This is a genomic window from Maribacter sp. UBA3344, from assembly GCF_002362375.1.
GTDB classification, from domain to species: domain Bacteria; phylum Bacteroidota; class Bacteroidia; order Flavobacteriales; family Flavobacteriaceae; genus Maribacter; species Maribacter dokdonensis.
In genome coordinates this window covers 233,839-252,191 of record NZ_DERI01000008.1, presented here as the reverse complement: position 1 = coordinate 252,191, position 18,353 = coordinate 233,839, and the positions used below count along the sequence as shown (strand labels likewise).

The following is an 18,353-nucleotide window of genomic DNA, read 5'->3' as shown; positions in this document are numbered from 1 at the left end:
GTTGTAAGATAAACCAAAATTAGATTTAATGATTTTACAGAAAAAATTTTACTATGTGCTTATCTTGTTCGTATCAATCTCTATTATTTCTTGTAGTGATGGTGATGAAGATGTAATTATTACTGATGTAGTTGAAGAAACCGAAACCGAAACCGAAACCGAAACCGAAACCGAAACTGAAACTGAAACAGAGACAGAAACCGAAACTGAAACAGAGACCGAAACGGAAACTGAAACTGAGGAAGAAGTTGTTGAAGAGGAGGCCGAAGAACTTGATAGTTTTATGGTTTATGAGAACGTAGCATTTGATGTTGACACAAATGGTTTGGACACAAAGAGATTTTTCTCAACCATAACAGGTGAAATATATACGTATAACGAAATTGACGCTGAAAATGGTGCTACTATAGATTTGGCATGGTATGATATGAGTCCGTCGAATCCAGGGTTTTTGTTTTGGATGAGTCCCGATGATTTATTTCAAGATGAGCAAATTGAAGGAGCAACAACTACAAAAATGGAAAATACGGCTGATCAAATGACGGTAGAAGAATTTGATGCCATTAATGAAGGTAGTCAATTAATAGATTTAGTTATTGAAAATGAGGATGAGGCAATGGGACCACAAGATTACCCGGTTGTAGTTTTATTTGAGAATGCAGCAGGTCATAAAGGCGCCATTAAGATGAAAAGTAACAATGGTGAAATAATGGTAGTAGATATTAAAGTTGCGAGGTAAACATCATTCGGATAATATGAAAAAAGCCATCTTTTATAGATGGCTTTTTTATTTTTCAGCAATATTTATGTGTTAAGCCAACGATTGCATCTCAACCAGCTTTTTATAAGTGCCGTTTAATTCTAAAAGTTCAGCATGTGTACCTTGCTCAACTATTTCTCCTTTTTGCAGTACCACGATCGTATCAGCATTCTGAATGGTTGATAACCTATGTGCAATGACGATAGAAGTTCTGTTCTTCATCATTTTTTCAAGCGCATCTTGCACCAAACGTTCGCTTTCAGTATCTAGGGCAGAGGTGGCTTCATCCAATATCATAATTGGAGGATTCTTTAGAACCGCTCTAGAAATGGATAAACGTTGTTTCTGACCACCACTTAATTTATTGCCGCTGTCCCCAATATTAGTGTCGTAACCCTTTGGGAGATTCATTATAAAATCATGTGCATTGGCAATTTTTGCGGCAGCTATAATTTCTTCGTCAGTGGCATTTTCCTTACCTAGGCCAATATTGTTCTTAACCGTATCATTAAATAGGATAGAGTCTTGTGTAACCAGACCCAACAGACCTCGGAGCGATTTTTTGTTTAGGTTTTTTATATTGTTTCCGTCAATGCTGATTTCGCCTTCATTGACGTCGTAAAATCTAGTTACAAGATTTGCGATAGTACTTTTTCCACTTCCGGATTGCCCCACAAGAGCTACTGTTTTTCCTTTTTCAACGGTTAGGTTGAAGTTTTTTAGCACATATTCATCTTCATATTTAAAGGAAATATTATCGATTTTAACAGCCTTGGTGAAATTGTCCTGTTGAATAGGGTTGTCAATTTCGGAAATAGGGTTCTCCGTTTCTAAGACTTCTAGAACACGTTCTGCAGCAGCATTTCCTTTTTTAACTCCGTAAGATGCTTTACTTATTGCTTTCGCTGGCGTTAAAATTTGGTAAGACAAAGCCATGTAAGTTATAAAAAGTTCAGCTTCAAGTGTTTTTTCAACAAGAACCATTTGTCCACCGTACCATAGAATTACACCAATGGCTGCAATTCCGAAAAATTCACTTGTTGGGGAAGCCAAGTTTTGTCTGTTTAGCAAACTGTTCGAAAAATTAAAAAATCTTTTCGTAGAAGATTGAAATTTTCTGGCGAATACAGATTCTGCATTAAACGCCTTTATAACTCTAAGCCCCCCCAAAGTTTCCTCCAAAATGGATAAGAAGTAACCTTGCTCTTGTTGAACTTTGTCCGATTTACGTTTTAACGATTTACCGATCAAAGAAATTAAGAATCCAGATAACGGAAGAAACAGAAAAACGAACAACGTCAGTTTCGGACTAATGGTGAGCATTGCTATAATCGTAAAAATTATAGTTAAGGGCTCTCTAACGATTAGCTCCAATATAGATAGAAACGAATGTTGAATTTCTAGTACATCTGAAGTTATACGGGCAATAGTATCACCTTTTCGTTTTTCAGAATAATATGAAATAGGTAATTCTACAGTTTTATCATATAGTTCATTACGTAAATCTTTAAGGACACCGTTACGTAGAAACGTAATAAAATACATTGCTAAATAATTGAAAAGATTTTTTAATAGAAACATGGTAATAATCAGCCCAACCATGTACATAAGAACTTCGCCTGAATCTGTTTGCTGGCTTTGTTTTGTTATGTAAAAGTTTAGAGAATCTGTTACGTAATCTTTTAGATCGGTTATACCGCTCCATTTTGGTTTAGTATATATTTTTTCCGTTTGGTTAAAAAGCACGTTCAACATTGGAAATAATGATATCATTGCCAATGTTGAAAACAGTGCGTAAAAGATGTTAGATATAATGTTTAAAATTGCATATATCTTGTAAGGCTTCGCAAAGCGAAGAATCTTTTTGAAATAGTTCATTAAGCTAAATTAAGCTCAGCAAGAATGCTTTTGACTTTATTGTCAAGTTCTGCCGCCACTTTTTTATAATCTTCGGTTTTTTCCAATTTTGTATTGGTACTAATGTAGAATTTTACTTTTGGTTCCGTTCCACTTGGTCTAGCGGCAATTCTTGTGCCATCTTCGGTTTCGTAGATTAAAACGTTGGATTTTGGAATATCAATAGTTTTTTCCTCACCTGTCAGTACATTTTTGGCAGTAGAAGTATTGTAATCTTCAATCCACTTTACTTTAGATCCAGCAACTGATTCTACTGGGTTCTCTTTAAAATCTTTAAGCATTTGCTTAATTTCTTCTGCACCACTAATACCTTTTTTGGTAATAGAAACTAAGTGCTCCTTATAGAAACCATAATCAACATAACATTGAATTAGGTCTTTATAGAAAGAACTGCCATTAGCTTTTGCTTGACTGGCAATTTCGCAAGCCAATAGGGTAGAGGTAACCGCATCTTTATCGCGAACAAAATCACCTACCATGTAACCAAAGCTTTCTTCGCCACCACCAATAAAGTCAGATTCAGGGAAGTCCTTGATCATTTTACCGATCCATTTAAATCCGGTCAAAGAAGTTTTGAATTCTACACCGTACGCTTTTGCCATGGCTTCCATCATTGGTGTGGAAACTATAGTTGTGGCAATAAATTCATTTCCTTTGAATCCTTTTTCCTTTCTCTTCTCCAAAAGAAATTTTGTCATAAGTACCATAGCCTGGTTACCGTTAACAATTTCCATTTCACCGTCAAGGTTTCGTACGGCAATACCTAAACGGTCGCTATCAGGATCTGTACCTACAACCATGTCTGCACCAATTTCTTCAGCCTTTTTTACAGCCATTGAAAGTGCTTCTGGTTCTTCTGGATTAGGAGATTTAACCGTTGGAAAGTTTCCGTCTGGTTTCGCTTGTTCATCAATGATGGTTACATTTTCATAACCACCTCTTTTCAGAACTTCTGGTATGGCAGTAATTGATGTACCGTGTAACGACGTGAATACAATTTTAAAATTTTCTTTCCCTGCAGCGTTAAAATTACCTGCAGCAACAGATTGAGAAATAAAAGCCTCATCAACTTCCTTATCAATTACCTCAATAAGGCTGTCATTAGGGGTGAATTTAATATCCTCAAAACCAAGCGAGTTTATTTCAGAAATAATTTCCCCATCTTGTGGTGGAACAATTTGTCCGCCATCGGTCCAATACACTTTATATCCGTTATATTCTGGTGGATTGTGAGATGCGGTCAAAACAATACCTGCATGACAATTTAGATGCCTAACGGCAAATGAAAGTTCTGGTGTGGTACGTAATTCTGAGAAAAGAAAAACTTTTATACCATTTGCAGAAAATACTTCAGCAACCGTTCTTGCCAGCGTATCGCTGTTATTACGGCAATCAAAAGCAATGACTACTTTGATTTCTTCGCCTTTGTATACTTTGTTTAAATAGTTGCTAAGGCCTTGCGTGCTCTTACCTAGAGTGTATTTGTTGATTCTGTTGGTGCCAACACCCATAACGCCTCTCATTCCACCGGTTCCAAATTCCATATTTTTATAGAAACGGTCGTTCAATTCTTCTTTGTCGTTGGCAATTAGGTGCTCAATTTCTTTTTTTACGGCTGGATCAAAAAAGTCGGTTAGCCAGGTTTTTGCGGTATCTAGGATGTTATCCATAGGTTTATAGTTTTATGTGCATTTAAGTTAATGAGAATTTTATTATTCTAAAAGAGTCGTATTCAATTCTTTGGAAATAATATATCTCTTTTCTTCTTTTTTAGAACGTATTAATATTTCTCCAATAAAACCGGCCAGGAACAATTGGGTTCCAATGACCATGGCTATTAGGGAAATATAGAATTGTGGTCGGTCTGTAATTAACCTGCCGAATTTATTTATAAATAGCTTGTCAATACCTAAATATATTGCAAATCCAAATCCAATTAAAAACATTAAAACGCCCAAAGCTCCAAAAAGGTGCATGGGCCTTTTGCCAAATCTAGAAACGAACCAAATGGTCAATAAATCTAGAAAACCATTGATGAAACGTTCCATTCCAAATTTTGTTTTACCGTATTTACGTGCTTGGTGTTTTACAACTTTTTCTCCAATTTTTGAAAAACCCGCATTTTTTGCCAATACAGGTATGTACCTATGCATTTCACCAGATACTTCAATGTTCTTTACCACATCTTTAGCATAGGCTTTAAGTCCGCAATTAAAATCATGTAGGCGCACTCCAGAAGTGCGTCTTGCGGCCCAGTTAAATAGTTTTGAAGGAGTGTTTTTAAAAATGATTGAATCGTAACGTTTCTTTTTCCAGCCAGATACCAATTCGTAACCTTCATGGGTTATCATATGATATAACTCGGGAATTTCTTCAGGGTTGTCTTGTAAATCGGCATCCATGGTAATAATGACATCGCCACTTACGGCTTTAAAACCGGCATGTAATGCTTGGGATTTTCCAAAATTGCGTAAAAAGTGAATTCCTTTTACAGAAGGGTTTTGTTGTGATAATTCTGTAATGATCTTCCAAGAATTATCCGTACTGCCATCATCTACAAAAAGTATTTCGTAAGAAAAATGATTGGATTGCATTACAGATACAATCCAATCATGAAGTTCTTTAAGTGATTCTTCTTCGTTAAGTAACGGAATTACTATTGATAATTGCATGCGCGACTTCTGGTATTCTCTCCAAAAATACTACAATTACTTAGTATTAATAAGCTGCATCTTCTTTTTTCAGAATTAATCCGGTGATTAATCCTACTATAGTAGCGAAAATTGCAGATATAAGCATAAAAACACACATTAATACCCAAAAGAAATCTTGTTGTATTTTCATACCCTGATCAAATTGTTCAGGAGTCATTTTAGGATTTTCGGCTAATGTTTTAACTTTTGCAATTTCGGCGCTTTTAGCCATGAAGTCTGGTTCTATCACATTTGAGAAGAGAAGAAACCAAATTATACCTATTATAAAGCTTATAACTGCTACTCCAGGAGCGATTTTGACCGCTTCTATAACCTTAAGTAATCCAGAATTAGATTTTTTAAATTGGATTATAGCAAGAACAACAAATGTGGCTAGAATAAGAAATTGTATTACTTGAATTGCAAACCCTTGTTCATATTGCATGTCCATTAAATAAAGTAATACGGAAAAGACTATTCCAGTAATTCCTGAAAGCCCTCCAAAAATAAGTGCAAGTTTTCCTGTTTTGGGTTGATTTTCTTCCATTGTATAAAGAGATTATAGGTTGTTTTATCTATTAGTATAGTGGTCCTCAATTTTGTTACAAATGTGATGAAATATTATTTTTGATTTTTTTACGATTTGTAATTGTTCATTTATAGATTTTCACTATTTTTGCAGCCTTAAAATGAGTGCCCGTCGGAATGGGTGCGTTAAAGTTTTTAAAATGAAAAAAGATATACACCCAGAAAATTATAGAATCGTGGCCTTTAAGGACATGTCTAACGAAGAGGTATTTTTAACAAAATCTACAGCGGATACTAAAGAGACTTTAGAGGTTGATGGTGTTGAGTATCCATTGGTTAAATTGGAAATCTCAAGAACTTCTCACCCTTTTTACACTGGTAAAGCCAAATTATTGGATACAGCTGGTCGTATTGATAAGTTCAAGAACAAGTACAAGAAATTCTCGAAAGAAGAGAAATAATTTTTTTCTTTCTTTTATAAATATAGCGCCTTCGAATTTTTTTTCGAGGGCGTTTCTTTTTCTTTTAACTTTTATATAATGGAAGTCATCCATTATTTAAAAATGCTCAAGGGATAATTGTTAATTTTGAAAAAAATCATCTAGCATGAACTTTGTTCTTTTTGATGGTCCGCGTAGAGATCATTTATTACCATTTACTTTTACCCGTCCGGTATCGGAAATTCGAGTTGGTATTTTGACTTTGAGAGAAAGGTGGGAAGCTTATTTGAAAGTGGCTGTTTCTTCCCTTACAGAAGATTATTTAAGCATTAAATATCCCGTTAATATTGAAAGTGAAAATGTATTTATAGATGCATCGGTTTTGCCTACTCCAGGTTTGGTAAATGCCTTAAATACATTGGAAGATGGGCAAGTCTTGAAATCCAAAAATTTAATGATTGCTTATTGTAGTAGTCATGTTAAAGGGGCGGAAGAGTTGGCTTCATTTTCTATTGTAGAATTTAATAATGATTTAGTCCAGATCAATAATACTTGGGATATTTTTGATAAGAATGCGGACATTTTGCAATCGGACTTTGATTTTATTACAAAAGGAAGAAAGAGTCAGCCTATTTCGGAAACCAATCAATTAATACATCCTGAGCGTATATTTCTTGAAGAAGGGGCAAAAGTTGAATTCAGTATTTTAAATGCAACGGACGGACCTATTTACTTAGGTAAGAATGCTGAAATTTGGGAAGGAAGCCTTGTAAGAGGTGCTCTTGCACTTTGTAACAATGCAATAATAAAAATGGGAGGTAAGCTTTACGGGGCAACAACTATTGGTCCCTATAGTAAAGTCTGTGGTGAAGTTAGTAATTCTGTTATTTTTGGCTATTCCAGTAAAGGTCATGAAGGCTATTTGGGTAATGCGGTATTGGGAGAGTGGTGTAATATTGGTGCGGATTCCAATAACTCTAACCTTAAGAATAACTACGCAAAAGTGCGCTTGTGGGACTACGCTACAGAGCGTTTTGAGCAAACAGGTCTCCAATTTTGCGGTTTAATGATGGGTGATCATAGTAAAACGGCCATTAATACCATGTTCAACACGGGAACTGTAATTGGGGTTAATTCCAATATTTATGTGCCGGGGTTTCCTAGAAATTTTGTTCCTAGTTTTAGTTGGGGCGGAGCTTCTGGTTTTACAGCTTATCAGCCTGCAAAAGCATTTGATGCTGCTAAGGTAATGATGGCTAGAAGAGGGGTGGAGTTCAATGAAATTGAAGCCGATATTCTTACCCATGTATTCGAGATAACTAAAAAATGGAGAAAGTATTAAGTCTTTAAATCTGAATATCAATTAGTTGTATTTTTTTAAACTAGTTGAAGTTTAAGTATTTTTGCATTCTCAAAAGAGAAGATTAGATGAAGAAAAAAGTGGCATTTTACACTTTAGGATGTAAGTTGAATTTTTCGGAAACCTCTACAATTGCCCGTAGTTTTGCAGATGAAGGATTTGAAAGGGTTGATTTTTCTGAAAAAGCAGATATGTATGTAATAAATACATGTTCTGTAACAGATAATGCAGATAAGAAATTTAAGACCATTGTTAAAAAAGCTCAGAAAATAAATGCAGATGCCTTTGTGGCCGCTGTTGGCTGTTATGCACAATTAAAACCTGAAGAGCTGGCAGATGTTGATGGTGTTGATCTTGTGTTGGGTGCTACCGAAAAATTTAAGATAACCGACTATATAAACGATTTAACTAAAAATGATCATGGTCAAGTGCATTCTTGTGAAATTGCCGACGCCGACTTTTATGTAGGTAGCTATGCAATTGGTGACAGAACCAGAGCTTTTTTAAAGGTTCAAGATGGTTGTGATTATAAATGTACCTATTGTACAATTCCGCTTGCTCGTGGAATTTCTAGAAGTGATACCTTGGAAAATGTACTGAAAAATGCTGCGGATATATCTGAACAAGGTATTAAGGAAATAGTATTGACAGGAGTAAATATTGGCGATTACGGTAAAGGTGAATTCGGTAATAAAAAGCACGAACACACTTTTTTAGATTTGGTAAAGGCGTTGGATGATGTAGATGGTATTCATAGGCTACGAATCTCTTCAATTGAGCCCAATCTTTTGAAAAACGAAACCATTGAGTTTGTTGCTCAAAGTAAAATTTTTGTACCTCATTTTCATATACCATTACAAAGCGGTAGTGATGATCTTTTGAAATTAATGAAGCGTAGGTATATGACCAATCTTTATAAGGAGCGCGTTGCAAAAATTAGGGAGGTAATTCCAAATTGCTGTATTGGTGTTGATGTTATTGTAGGTTTTCCGGGAGAGACCGAAGAGCATTTTTTAGAGACCTATCATTTCTTAAATGATTTGGATATTTCATATTTACATGTTTTTACCTATTCGGAAAGAGATAATACGCCAGCTGCCACAATGAATGGGGTAGTGACTAATAAAGTGCGTAACAAGCGAAGCAAAATGTTAAGAGGTTTGTCTGTAAAGAAAAGAAGGGCTTTTTATGAAAGTCAATTAGGTAATGATCTTACTGTTTTATTTGAAGGCGAGAATAAAGAAGGTTATATTCATGGATTCACGGAGAATTATGTTAAGGTGAAATCACCCTGGAATCCGTCGTTGGTTAATACCTTGCATAAAGTGAAGCTAACAGAAATAGACAATGATGGATTGGTTAGGTTCAATTTTGTAAAAGTAGAAGTTGAAGCGTAAAAAAAAAAGCCTTTCCGAAGAAAGGCTTTTAAATTTTGTTAGATGCGTATACCTATAGGTAGCATCTCTTTGTATTGTCTTCTATTTTTACGTAGAAATCCTGCAATATGAGGACTTGTTGGAACAACTCTAAGATTTCTTTCTTGAATAATACTTAGAACGGCTTTGATGAAGTTTTCCCTAAAACTTTCGTCTGTAATTTCTTCTGGAACTACCAATTTGGTAAGAAAGACTTTTCGTTCTTGAGAAGAATATTCTATTCTAGCAAGATGACCGTTTACCGTAGTTTCAAACTGGCGCAGAAAAGAATTGTCATTAATGATAACATCGTTCATATAGGTAATTTTAGTGTTGTTGTTAGACAAAAAAATTACGATGTTCTCAAATCGTAATTTTGTCGTTTAGAAATGCTATAAAGATTAAAACACAATGAAAAGAAAGTGTTTTTCACATTCTCTTACAAAACTAGTTAAAAAATACTTAATTTCCTAGTTTTTACTACGTTTCATGGCTATGGAAGATAATAAAATTCATTTGTATTGTATGCCGGGTATGGCTGCGAGTTCTTCAATTTTTGAATATTTAAATTTACCGGAAGAGACATTTGTAGTGCATTTGCTGGAGTGGGATATTCCTACAAAGGGTATATCCTTTACTGATTATGCAAAGAAAATGAGCGAAAAGGTAAAAGAGGATAATGTGGTTTTACTGGGTGTTTCCTTGGGTGGTCTTTTGGTGCAAGAAATGGTCAAATATATCCAAGTAAATAAGGTTATTATTGTTTCAAGTGTAAAATCGAGATTTGAATTACCTAAAAGGATGTTATTTGCAAGATATACCAGTATTCATAAATTGCTTCCTACCGGGCTCGTCAACAATGTGGAATTAGTTGCCAAATATGCATTTGGTGAAAGTGTGATAAAAAGGTTGTCTTTATACGAACGATATTTGTCCGTAAGGGATAAGGGTTATATAGATTGGTGCATACATGAATTGGTGAATTGGAAGCAAGAAGTACCGTGTGATAATTTGGTTCATATTCATGGGGAGAAAGACACGGTGTTTCCCATGAGAAATATTGCTCATTGTATACCTGTTAAGAATGGGACACATACCATGATCATACATAGGGCAAAATGGTTTAACGAGAACTTGCCAACAATTATTTTGGAATAAGATAGTTCTATATATACCTTTGGTAGACTTATAATCGGAAGAAATAATTTAAAATATAGAATTCATGAAAACTATTAAGAATATATTGATGTTGTTAGGGGTTGTTTTTGTTGCGGGTACATTGATATTTGCGGTGGGTAATACCAACAATACGGCTGTAGTAGATAATGTTGTGGTTAATGATAGTGTTCAAAAAAATGTAGCTAAATCATATAAAATATCATCCATAGAAATTCCTGAAAACTTAAATTTTGCAGGAGAGGTGGTTCCTCAAGAAGACCCGGAAATTTTAGAACGTATTGATAGGGAATTTTTGGTAAATACCTATTGGCAGTCAAATGCAGTATTGCTTATAAAAAGGGCTCATAAATATTTTCCGGTAATAGAACCTATTTTGGCAAAAAATGGTATTCCAGATGATTTTAAATATTTGGCAGTTGCAGAAAGTGGTTTAACCAATGTGGTGTCTCCTGCAGGTGCTACCGGTTTCTGGCAAATAATGAGAGATACGGGCAGGGAGTATGGTCTAGAAGTTAATTCAAATGTAGATGAGCGCTACCATTTAGAGAAGTCAACAGAAGTTGCGTGTAAGTATTTAAATAGATGGAAAAATAAATATGGAAGTTGGGCTTTGACCGCTGCGGCATATAATGCCGGTCCAGGAGCAATTAACAAATATATGGGCATACAGCAAGTAGATAATTATTGGGATCTGTTATTGGGTAGTGAAACCGGTAGATATGTATTTAGAATTATGGCAATAAAAGAAATACTGTCTAATCCTGAAAAATATGGTTTTCATATAGAAAAAGAGGATATGTATGAAGCTGTGCCAACGTTCACTGTAGAAATAGATGAGCCTGTAAGTGATTTTGCGGATTTTGCTCAAGAATATGAGATAAACTACAAAATATTAAAGCGCCATAACCCATGGTTGAGAGAGGCGCATTTAAATAATAGTTCTCGTAAGAAGTATGCTATTGAAATACCTAACAAGGGGTATTATCATATAGGTAAATGATAAATTAGATTTTTTTCATCTGTTGCTGCATCATTTTAATTTGATCGGTCAACATGTTGTTTTTGTCTAATTTCTTAGCCTCGTTCAAAAGAGTAGTTGCTTCTCTTTTACGTCGTTTCTGCATAGATATACCAGCTAAGCTTAGTTTTGCCATGGCTACATCGTAATCCATCGTTAGACCAAGCTTTAAGGCTTTCTTAAAGTATTTTTCCGCTTGGGTCAAATTGGTCTGTGAAAAAATGATACCGTGCAGGTAATTGTAATAACCTTGTTGTTTAACGGTTAGTGCAGCCTCGGGATTTTTAATCTTGTCTAACCAGTTTTTAGTTCCGGTCAAATCTTGCTTACGCATTCTTAAAAATGCTAAAAGAATAATTTCATTTCTAAAATAAAGAAATATAAAAATTAAGGAAAGTAGGATTAGAAATATACCATTTCCTATATTACCTTCTATAAATTGGTACACGGCATAGGCAATTATAAGTCCTGCAATGATTAATTTTAAATTTTTATTGAACATATTTAATTTATTTTGATCTAATAGATAGTTAAGAAAAGTTTTGGGTTTTTATTGAAACCCTATTAAAATATAGTGATTACGGCGCTAAATTTCAGTTCGGGCAAAATTAATCAAAAGCTTGGTTTTGAGACGTACGGATTTATAAAAATATTTTTTTTCATAACCCTTGCTAAAGCAAAAACTCTTTGTATATTTGCGCCCAGTTTTACCTGTCCCTTGAAAAGGACAAATTTCAAAATTAATACAAAGCATTTAATTATATAGGCGATGAGCAAGAGAACGTTTCAACCATCAAAGAGAAAAAGAAAGAACAAACACGGTTTTCGTGAGCGTATGGCTTCCGTAAATGGAAGAAAAGTTCTTGCAAGAAGAAGAGCAAAAGGAAGAAAGAAATTAACTGTTTCCTCTGAACCAAGCCACAAAAAATAATGATTTCATTGTTTTAAAAATATTTAGGTGTTACTTTTCTGAAAGTAACACCTTTTTTTTGTCCAATTCCCATATTAAATTGTTATAAAATGCCAAAAAGAAAAGATTTAAACTCTATTTTATTAATAGGATCAGGTCCTATAGTTATCGGTCAAGCATGTGAATTTGATTATGCAGGTAGTCAATCATTACGTTCATTACGTGAAGATGGTATTGAAACTATTTTGATAAATAGTAACCCGGCAACTATTATGACAGATCCGTCAATGGCGGATCACGTATACCTAAAGCCACTTACCACAAAATCTATTGTAGAAATTTTAAAAGCGCATCCGCAAATAGACGCCGTTTTACCAACAATGGGAGGTCAAACTGCATTGAATTTGTGTATAGAGGCGGATAAAAAAGGAATTTGGGAAGATTTTGGAGTAGAATTGATTGGTGTTGATATTGATGCAATTAATATTACTGAAGATAGGGAACAGTTTAGAGAGTTGATGTTGAAAATAGGAGTGGGCATGGCACCACAAGCCACTGCGACCTCTTTCTTGAAAGGAAAAGAAATTGCTCAAGAGTTTGGTTTTCCTTTAGTAATTAGAGCTTCATATACTCTTGGTGGTGCAGGTGCATCTATAGTATATAAACCGGAGGATTTTGACGAACAGTTAAGTTACGGTCTGGAAATTTCACCCATACACGAGGTAATGATAGATAAAGCCCTTATGGGGTGGAAAGAGTATGAGTTAGAGCTTTTACGTGATAAAAATGATAACGTAGTTATTATATGTACTATTGAAAATATGGATCCAATGGGTATACATACCGGAGATTCCATTACAGTAGCCCCAGCTATGACATTATCCGATAGGACTTTTCAGAAAATGCGTGATATGGCCATTAAAATGATGCGTAGTATTGGAGACTTTGAAGGAGGGTGTAACGTTCAGTTCGCTGTGAGTCCAGATGAGGAAGAGGATATTATAGCTATTGAAATTAACCCACGTGTATCTAGGTCATCTGCTTTGGCTTCAAAAGCTACCGGTTACCCTATTGCAAAAGTTGCTACAAAATTAGCTATAGGTTATTCTTTAGATGAATTGGATAATCAAATTACAAGGTCTACATCGGCGTTATTTGAGCCAACGTTGGATTATGTAATCGTAAAAATTCCACGATGGAACTTTGATAAGTTCGAGGGTTCTGACCGTACCTTAGGTCTTCAGATGAAATCTGTTGGAGAGGTAATGGGAATAGGTCGTTCTTTTCAAGAAGCCTTGCACAAAGCAACCCAATCCTTAGAAATTAAGAGAAACGGTTTAGGTGCAGATGGTAAGGGCTATAAGAATTATGAGCAGATCATTAGTAAACTAACTATACCAAGTTGGGATCGCGTCTTTGTAATTTATGATGCTATCCAAATGGGTATTCCATTAAGTCGCATTCATGAAATCACTAAGATTGACATGTGGTTCTTAAAGCAGTATGAGGAACTGCACTTTTTGGAAAAAGAAATTTCAAAATATACCATTGCTACGCTTTCAAAAGATTTGTTGTTAGAAGCAAAGCAAAAAGGATTTGCCGATAGACAAATCGCGCATATGGTAGATTGTTATGAGAGTGAAGTATACAATAAGCGAACAGAACTCAATATTAATAGGGTATATAAGTTGGTTGATACTTGTGCAGCTGAGTTTAAAGCTATGACGCCATACTATTATTCTACTTTTGAAGCTGAAATTGAAAAGCCAGATGGTACGCGTTATGTGGAAAATGACAGTGTAGTTACTGATAAAAAGAAAATAGTAGTTCTTGGTTCAGGACCAAACAGAATCGGTCAAGGTATAGAGTTCGATTATTGTTGTGTACATGGAGTATTGGCAGCAGCTGAATGTGGTTATGAAACCATCATGATCAATTGTAACCCAGAGACTGTATCTACTGATTTTGATACTGCCGACAAATTGTACTTTGAGCCGGTATTCTGGGAGCATATTTACGATATTATCCGTCATGAGAAGCCAGAAGGAGTAATTGTTCAACTAGGAGGGCAAACGGCACTTAAGCTTGCTGAAAAATTGTCTAAATATGGGATTAAGATTATTGGAACTAGTTTTGAGGCTCTAGATTTAGCAGAGGATAGAGGAAACTTCTCCGATCTTTTAAAAGCAAATGATATTCCTTTTCCACAGTTTGGTGTTGCGGAAACTGCAGAAGAGGCGTTGGCCCTATCTGATGAGCTGGATTTTCCATTATTGGTAAGACCGTCTTATGTTTTAGGTGGTCAAGGCATGAAAATTGTAATTAATAAACAGGAATTAGAAGAGCATGTAGTTGGGTTGCTTAGAAAAATACCAAATAATAAGCTGTTGTTGGATCATTATCTAGATGGTGCAATTGAAGCTGAGGCAGATGCTATTTGTGATGGAGAAGATGTTTATATTATCGGGATTATGGAGCACATTGAGCCATGTGGAATTCACTCAGGTGATTCTAATTCAACCTTGCCTCCTTTTAATCTTGGAGAATTTGTAATGCAACAAATAAAAGATCATACTAAGAAAATCGCTTTGGCATTAAATACAGTAGGTCTTATAAATATTCAATTTGCCATTAAAGATGATGTCGTTTATATCATTGAAGCAAACCCAAGAGCATCTCGTACGGTACCATTTATTGCAAAGGCTTATAAAGAACCTTATGTGAATTATGCGACCAAGGTAATGCTAGGGGAGAAGAAGGTGAAAGACTTCAACTTTAATCCTCAATTAGAAGGATTTGCAATTAAGCAACCAGTATTCTCTTTTAATAAATTCCCAAATGTGAACAAGAATTTAGGACCTGAAATGAAGAGTACGGGAGAAAGTATTTTATTTATTGACAGCCTAAAGGATGATGAATTTTACAATCTTTACGCTAGACGTAAAATGTATTTAAGTAAATAGTCTTGTAATTTGACTAATACTGTAAAGCAAAGGAAAACTCTAAAATTTAGAGTTTTCCTTCTGCATACAACCTTCTTATTTCTTTCTTGTCAAATTTCCCTACACTTGTTTTTGGTATCTGTTTTATGGTAATGTATTGATCTGGTATTTGATACTTTGCAAAGTCTTTAGATAAATATTCTTTCAATTCTTCGCTAGAAATAGTACTACTTTCATTGGTTAAAACTAAAGTTGCCAAGGGTCTTTCAGACCATTTTTCGTCAGGAATAGCAATTACGGCGGCTTCGCTAATTTTGGAATGAGACATTAGGGCAGATTCTAGAGCTACACTTGAAATCCATTCACCTCCACTTTTTATTAAATCTTTGGTGCGATCGGTAATCTGCATATATCCATCAGCATCAATGGTGCTCACATCTCCAGTTTTGAACCATCCATCGTCAGTAAAGTTATCTCGGCTATTAGTCTTAAAATAAGACTTAATGACCCAGGCTCCCTTAACTTGTAATTCGCCCATGGTTTCACCATCTCTAGGTGCTATATTTCCATTTTCATCTATAATTCTCATTTCTATTCCAGGAAATTCAAATCCTTGTTTAGCACGAATTTTCAATTGTTCTTTTCTGGTCAATTTTTCATGCTTTTTCTGTAGTCTACTAGCGGTACCTAAAGGAGATGTCTCCGTCATTCCCCATGCTTGAACACCTTTTATCCCAAAATCTTTTTCAAAATTCTCTATTAGACTTGCAGAGAGGGCAGAGCCACCTACCAAATATTCTTCTAAGGCTAATTTTGTTTTGGGCGGATTTTTTTTCATTTCTTCGTACACCCCTCTCCAAATAGACGGTACGCCATTTGCTTTGTTAATCTGTTCACTTTCAAGAATATTAATGATTGCCTTAGGTTGTAAATGAAGAGATGGCATCACCATATCAGAACCAGTCAGTAGGCACATGTATGGAAATCCCCAAGCCATGACATGAAATTGTGGTACAATTAATAAAATTTTATCACTAAAATTATAATTGCCGGCATTGGGTGAAAGAATTGTCATAGCATGCAAATATGTAGACCTGTGGGAGTATAGTACACCTTTAGGCATGCCTGTGGTTCCACTTGTGTAACACATGCCACTTGCATCGTTTTCATTTATTTCGGGCCAATCTATGGTGTCTAACTGTTCGCCAATTAAATCTTCATAATGTACAATGTTGCCAAGGCTGGTGCTAAAGTTTTTTGTGGCGTTTATTATTACATATTTTTCAACGGTTTCTAGTTTAGGTGCAATTTTTTCTAAAAGAGGAACTAAAGTAGCGTCCACAAAAATGACTTTATCTTCAGAATGGTTGATAATAAATTCTATTTGCTGAGCTGATAGTCTAATATTTATAGTGTGACAAACAGCACCAATACCTGGAATTCCATAATATAGTTCAACATGCTGATAATGGTTCCAAGCGAAAGTACCGACCATGTCACCTTTCTCAATTCCTAATTTATTTCTTAGCCCATTGGCTAATTGACAACAGCGTTTGTAAAGCTGTGCGTAAGAATACTCATGTCTAGAACCATCGGGTAAGTATGATATTAATTTTTTATCAGGAAAAGCACTATTTGCATAATTTAATATGGTGGTCGTAGTTAGGGGGTAATCCATTATTAGTCCATTCATGATAATTAGGTGTATTTCTTTGTTGATTATTAAAATAAAATAAAACGAGTATTTAATCTAGTATATAATCAATAATTTAACAATATATATTCAATAAATACATTGTTTGTGAGGGAATTGTGATAAGGCTGTTTTTACGGTTAAAAATTAATTTTATCAGGTAATCTAGTTTTTGATTTTATAGGTAAACTTGAAGGAATTAAAAGAGTATGTGTTGAAAAAATTACTATTAGGTCTTGGGGTTTTGGTGTTGGTCTTTTTGGTGATGACTTATTTTTCGCTATCAAGTACTTCAAAATCATTTAAGACTTGTGAGATTTTAGAATTGCCCGATGTTGATCAAATTAATTTTCGGGATTATGATTCAGTATTGGTTGCAGCAAGCACTTTATACGAAGGCAATGGGGTCAAAACCATAATGCAAGGCGAGCAATATAGAAAAGCCTGGTCTACTCCGGTAAAGGTTCCAATTTTGTTTCTAAACGAAATGGAAGGTAAGGTAACAATCATGGAAGAAGGAGGAGGCAACCAGACACATTCTTTAAAATTACAACTAGAAAATGGTGTGTTAATGACATTAAGAAGTGTGACTAAAGACCCATCTCCTTTAGTGCCTAAAGTAGCGGAGACTTTGGGAATAGAAAACATAATTGTTGACGGTATATCGGCTCAGCACCCTTATGCGGCATTAGTTGTTGCTAAACTTTCAGATAAGGCGGGAATATTGAATACTAGGCCAAAATTAGTGTTTGTCCCAAAGCAAGAGCAGCTTGCAGAGTATAATGATAAATTTGGTAATAGGTTGTTTCTCTTAGAGTATGAAACCGAAGGAAATGCTCAGTGGTTAGAATTAAAGAATGTTGATTCTCTTATAGATACCGATAACCTACAAAAGCTTAAAATTAAGAACTCAAACAAAGTAGTTCTTAATTCCGAAGCACTGGTAAAGGCAAGATTGTTTGATTTGTTGATAGGGGATTGGGATAGGCATGCCAAGCAATGGGGATGGGCACTTGAAAATAGGGGCGATTCTTTTCTGGCAACACCGCTACCATGTGATCGAGATAATGCCTTTTTTAATTTAGAAGGAATACTGCCGACACTTATATCTAATAATGTCTTTTTGCCGGAAGTTCAAAGCTTTGAAAATGAAATAGATTTTTTACCGGGATTGATTTCTTCGTTCGATATTTATTTTATGCGAGGCATCCCAAGAATCACATTTAAGAATGAGGCGGAAAAATTACAATTGCTGTTAACAGATGAAGTTATAGAGGAATCTTTTTCAGTATGGCCGGAATCTATTTTTGAATTAGATGGAAAGGAATTGATATCAAAAATTAAACATAGGCGCAATCAACTTGTGGAATATGCTGGGCAATTTTATGATCAATTGGATAAAAGTGAAAAACTGACTACAGCATTAAAAGGTTCAGAAGATATAGAGATGACCAATGAGGAAATGGAATGCTTTGACTGTGTTAATAAATAAGCTCCA

16 protein-coding genes are annotated in these 18,353 nt (G+C 35.0%); 9 read left to right on the top strand and 7 right to left on the bottom strand.

Annotated features, from left to right (window positions below; all coding sequences use genetic code 11):
- Positions 1–28 precede the first annotated feature (28 nt).
- Positions 29–739, top strand: coding sequence for a hypothetical protein (locus tag B2Z27_RS04310; RefSeq protein WP_286812695.1), 711 nt, complete (start codon positions 29–31; stop codon positions 737–739).
- Between the two features lie 72 nt (positions 740–811).
- On the opposite strand, the gene B2Z27_RS04305 is transcribed toward B2Z27_RS04310, so the two are convergent.
- Genes B2Z27_RS04305 through B2Z27_RS04290 form a run of 4 tightly spaced genes read right to left on the bottom strand, consistent with a single transcriptional unit; the run spans position 812 to position 5,917 of the window.
- Positions 812–2,638, bottom strand: a complete 1,827-nt coding sequence (locus tag B2Z27_RS04305; RefSeq protein ID WP_286812694.1) for an ABC transporter ATP-binding protein — start codon at positions 2,636–2,638, stop codon at positions 812–814.
- Positions 2,638–4,347, bottom strand: a complete 1,710-nt coding sequence (locus tag B2Z27_RS04300) for a phospho-sugar mutase (protein WP_286812693.1) — start codon at positions 4,345–4,347, stop codon at positions 2,638–2,640. The genes B2Z27_RS04305 and B2Z27_RS04300 overlap by 1 nt, the downstream gene beginning before the upstream one ends.
- Before the next feature lie 42 nt (positions 4,348–4,389).
- Positions 4,390–5,349 carry a glycosyltransferase family 2 protein gene (locus B2Z27_RS04295; RefSeq protein WP_091603528.1) on the bottom strand — a complete coding sequence of 320 codons (960 nt, stop codon included), beginning with the start codon at positions 5,347–5,349 and terminating at the stop codon, positions 4,390–4,392.
- A gap of 46 nt (positions 5,350–5,395) precedes the next feature.
- Positions 5,396–5,917: a DUF4199 domain-containing protein gene (locus B2Z27_RS04290; protein WP_074674223.1), complete on the bottom strand. Its 522-nt coding sequence runs from the start codon at positions 5,915–5,917 to the stop codon at positions 5,396–5,398.
- A gap of 181 nt (positions 5,918–6,098) precedes the next feature.
- Here B2Z27_RS04290 and B2Z27_RS04285 point away from each other — a divergent pair, with 181 nt between their 5' ends.
- The 3 genes from B2Z27_RS04285 (at position 6,099) to mtaB (ending at position 9,095) form a co-directional block, all read left to right on the top strand.
- Positions 6,099–6,359: a type B 50S ribosomal protein L31 gene (locus tag B2Z27_RS04285; protein WP_058103056.1), complete on the top strand. Its 261-nt coding sequence runs from the start codon at positions 6,099–6,101 to the stop codon at positions 6,357–6,359.
- A gap of 145 nt (positions 6,360–6,504) precedes the next feature.
- Complete coding sequence (locus tag B2Z27_RS04280; RefSeq protein WP_286812692.1) at positions 6,505–7,680, top strand: GlmU family protein; 1,176 nt, start codon at positions 6,505–6,507, stop codon at positions 7,678–7,680.
- A gap of 86 nt (positions 7,681–7,766) precedes the next feature.
- The gene (mtaB, locus tag B2Z27_RS04275) at positions 7,767–9,095 is read left to right on the top strand and encodes a tRNA (N(6)-L-threonylcarbamoyladenosine(37)-C(2))-methylthiotransferase MtaB (RefSeq protein ID WP_286812691.1); all 1,329 of its coding nucleotides are present in this window, start codon (positions 7,767–7,769) and stop codon (positions 9,093–9,095) included.
- A 38-nt stretch (positions 9,096–9,133) separates the two neighbouring features.
- Here mtaB and B2Z27_RS04270 read toward each other — a convergent pair whose 3' ends face one another.
- Positions 9,134–9,430 carry a GNAT family N-acetyltransferase gene (locus B2Z27_RS04270; protein WP_058103053.1) on the bottom strand — a complete coding sequence of 99 codons (297 nt, stop codon included), beginning with the start codon at positions 9,428–9,430 and terminating at the stop codon, positions 9,134–9,136.
- Between the two features lie 178 nt (positions 9,431–9,608).
- Between B2Z27_RS04270 and B2Z27_RS04265 the strand changes: the two genes are divergently transcribed.
- Both B2Z27_RS04265 and B2Z27_RS04260 read left to right on the top strand, forming a co-directional pair.
- A complete protein-coding gene (locus B2Z27_RS04265) occupies positions 9,609–10,271 on the top strand; it encodes an alpha/beta hydrolase (protein WP_286812690.1) in 663 nt (220 codons plus the stop codon).
- Positions 10,272–10,335: 64 nt separating this feature from the next.
- Entirely contained in the window at positions 10,336–11,292 is a 957-nt protein-coding gene (locus B2Z27_RS04260) for a lytic transglycosylase domain-containing protein (protein ID WP_099193095.1), read from the top strand.
- Positions 11,293–11,296: 4 nt separating this feature from the next.
- Here the strand turns inward: B2Z27_RS04260 and B2Z27_RS04255 are convergent, their stop codons facing one another.
- Positions 11,297–11,812, bottom strand: a complete 516-nt coding sequence (locus tag B2Z27_RS04255; protein ID WP_058103051.1) for a hypothetical protein — start codon at positions 11,810–11,812, stop codon at positions 11,297–11,299.
- 267 nt (positions 11,813–12,079) lie between these two features.
- Between B2Z27_RS04255 and rpmH the strand changes: the two genes are divergently transcribed.
- Entirely contained in the window at positions 12,080–12,241 is a 162-nt protein-coding gene (rpmH, locus tag B2Z27_RS04250; protein ID WP_036155072.1) for a 50S ribosomal protein L34, read from the top strand.
- 89 nt (positions 12,242–12,330) lie between these two features.
- On the top strand, positions 12,331–15,183 hold the full coding sequence (gene carB, locus B2Z27_RS04245) for a carbamoyl-phosphate synthase large subunit (protein WP_286812689.1): 2,853 nt from the start codon (positions 12,331–12,333) through the stop codon (positions 15,181–15,183).
- 46 nt (positions 15,184–15,229) lie between these two features.
- Here carB and B2Z27_RS04240 read toward each other — a convergent pair whose 3' ends face one another.
- The gene (locus B2Z27_RS04240) at positions 15,230–16,855 is read right to left on the bottom strand and encodes a long-chain fatty acid--CoA ligase (protein ID WP_286812688.1); all 1,626 of its coding nucleotides are present in this window, start codon (positions 16,853–16,855) and stop codon (positions 15,230–15,232) included.
- Positions 16,856–17,069: 214 nt separating this feature from the next.
- Here B2Z27_RS04240 and B2Z27_RS04235 point away from each other — a divergent pair, with 214 nt between their 5' ends.
- Positions 17,070–18,347 (top strand): hypothetical protein, encoded by a 1,278-nt coding sequence (locus B2Z27_RS04235; protein WP_286812687.1) that lies wholly within the window; start codon positions 17,070–17,072, stop codon positions 18,345–18,347.
- Positions 18,348–18,353 lie beyond the last annotated feature (6 nt).

Bases quoted from the DNA above. Each gene is read 5' to 3' on its own strand.
- B2Z27_RS04310 (WP_286812695.1), top strand. From the start codon at position 29: ATGATTTTACAGAAAAAATTTTACTATGTGCTTATCTTGTTCGTATCA.
- B2Z27_RS04305 (WP_286812694.1), bottom strand. From the start codon at position 2,638: ATGAACTATTTCAAAAAGATTCTTCGCTTTGCGAAGCCTTACAAGATA.
- B2Z27_RS04300 (WP_286812693.1), bottom strand. From the start codon at position 4,347: ATGGATAACATCCTAGATACCGCAAAAACCTGGCTAACCGACTTTTTT.
- B2Z27_RS04295 (WP_091603528.1), bottom strand. From the start codon at position 5,349: ATGCAATTATCAATAGTAATTCCGTTACTTAACGAAGAAGAATCACTT.
- B2Z27_RS04290 (WP_074674223.1), bottom strand. From the start codon at position 5,917: ATGGAAGAAAATCAACCCAAAACAGGAAAACTTGCACTTATTTTTGGA.
- B2Z27_RS04285 (WP_058103056.1), top strand. From the start codon at position 6,099: ATGAAAAAAGATATACACCCAGAAAATTATAGAATCGTGGCCTTTAAG.
- B2Z27_RS04280 (WP_286812692.1), top strand. From the start codon at position 6,505: ATGAACTTTGTTCTTTTTGATGGTCCGCGTAGAGATCATTTATTACCA.
- mtaB (WP_286812691.1), top strand. From the start codon at position 7,767: ATGAAGAAAAAAGTGGCATTTTACACTTTAGGATGTAAGTTGAATTTT.
- B2Z27_RS04270 (WP_058103053.1), bottom strand. From the start codon at position 9,430: ATGAACGATGTTATCATTAATGACAATTCTTTTCTGCGCCAGTTTGAA.
- B2Z27_RS04265 (WP_286812690.1), top strand. From the start codon at position 9,609: ATGGAAGATAATAAAATTCATTTGTATTGTATGCCGGGTATGGCTGCG.
- B2Z27_RS04260 (WP_099193095.1), top strand. From the start codon at position 10,336: ATGAAAACTATTAAGAATATATTGATGTTGTTAGGGGTTGTTTTTGTT.
- B2Z27_RS04255 (WP_058103051.1), bottom strand. From the start codon at position 11,812: ATGTTCAATAAAAATTTAAAATTAATCATTGCAGGACTTATAATTGCC.
- rpmH (WP_036155072.1), top strand. From the start codon at position 12,080: ATGAGCAAGAGAACGTTTCAACCATCAAAGAGAAAAAGAAAGAACAAA.
- carB (WP_286812689.1), top strand. From the start codon at position 12,331: ATGCCAAAAAGAAAAGATTTAAACTCTATTTTATTAATAGGATCAGGT.
- B2Z27_RS04240 (WP_286812688.1), bottom strand. From the start codon at position 16,855: ATGAATGGACTAATAATGGATTACCCCCTAACTACGACCACCATATTA.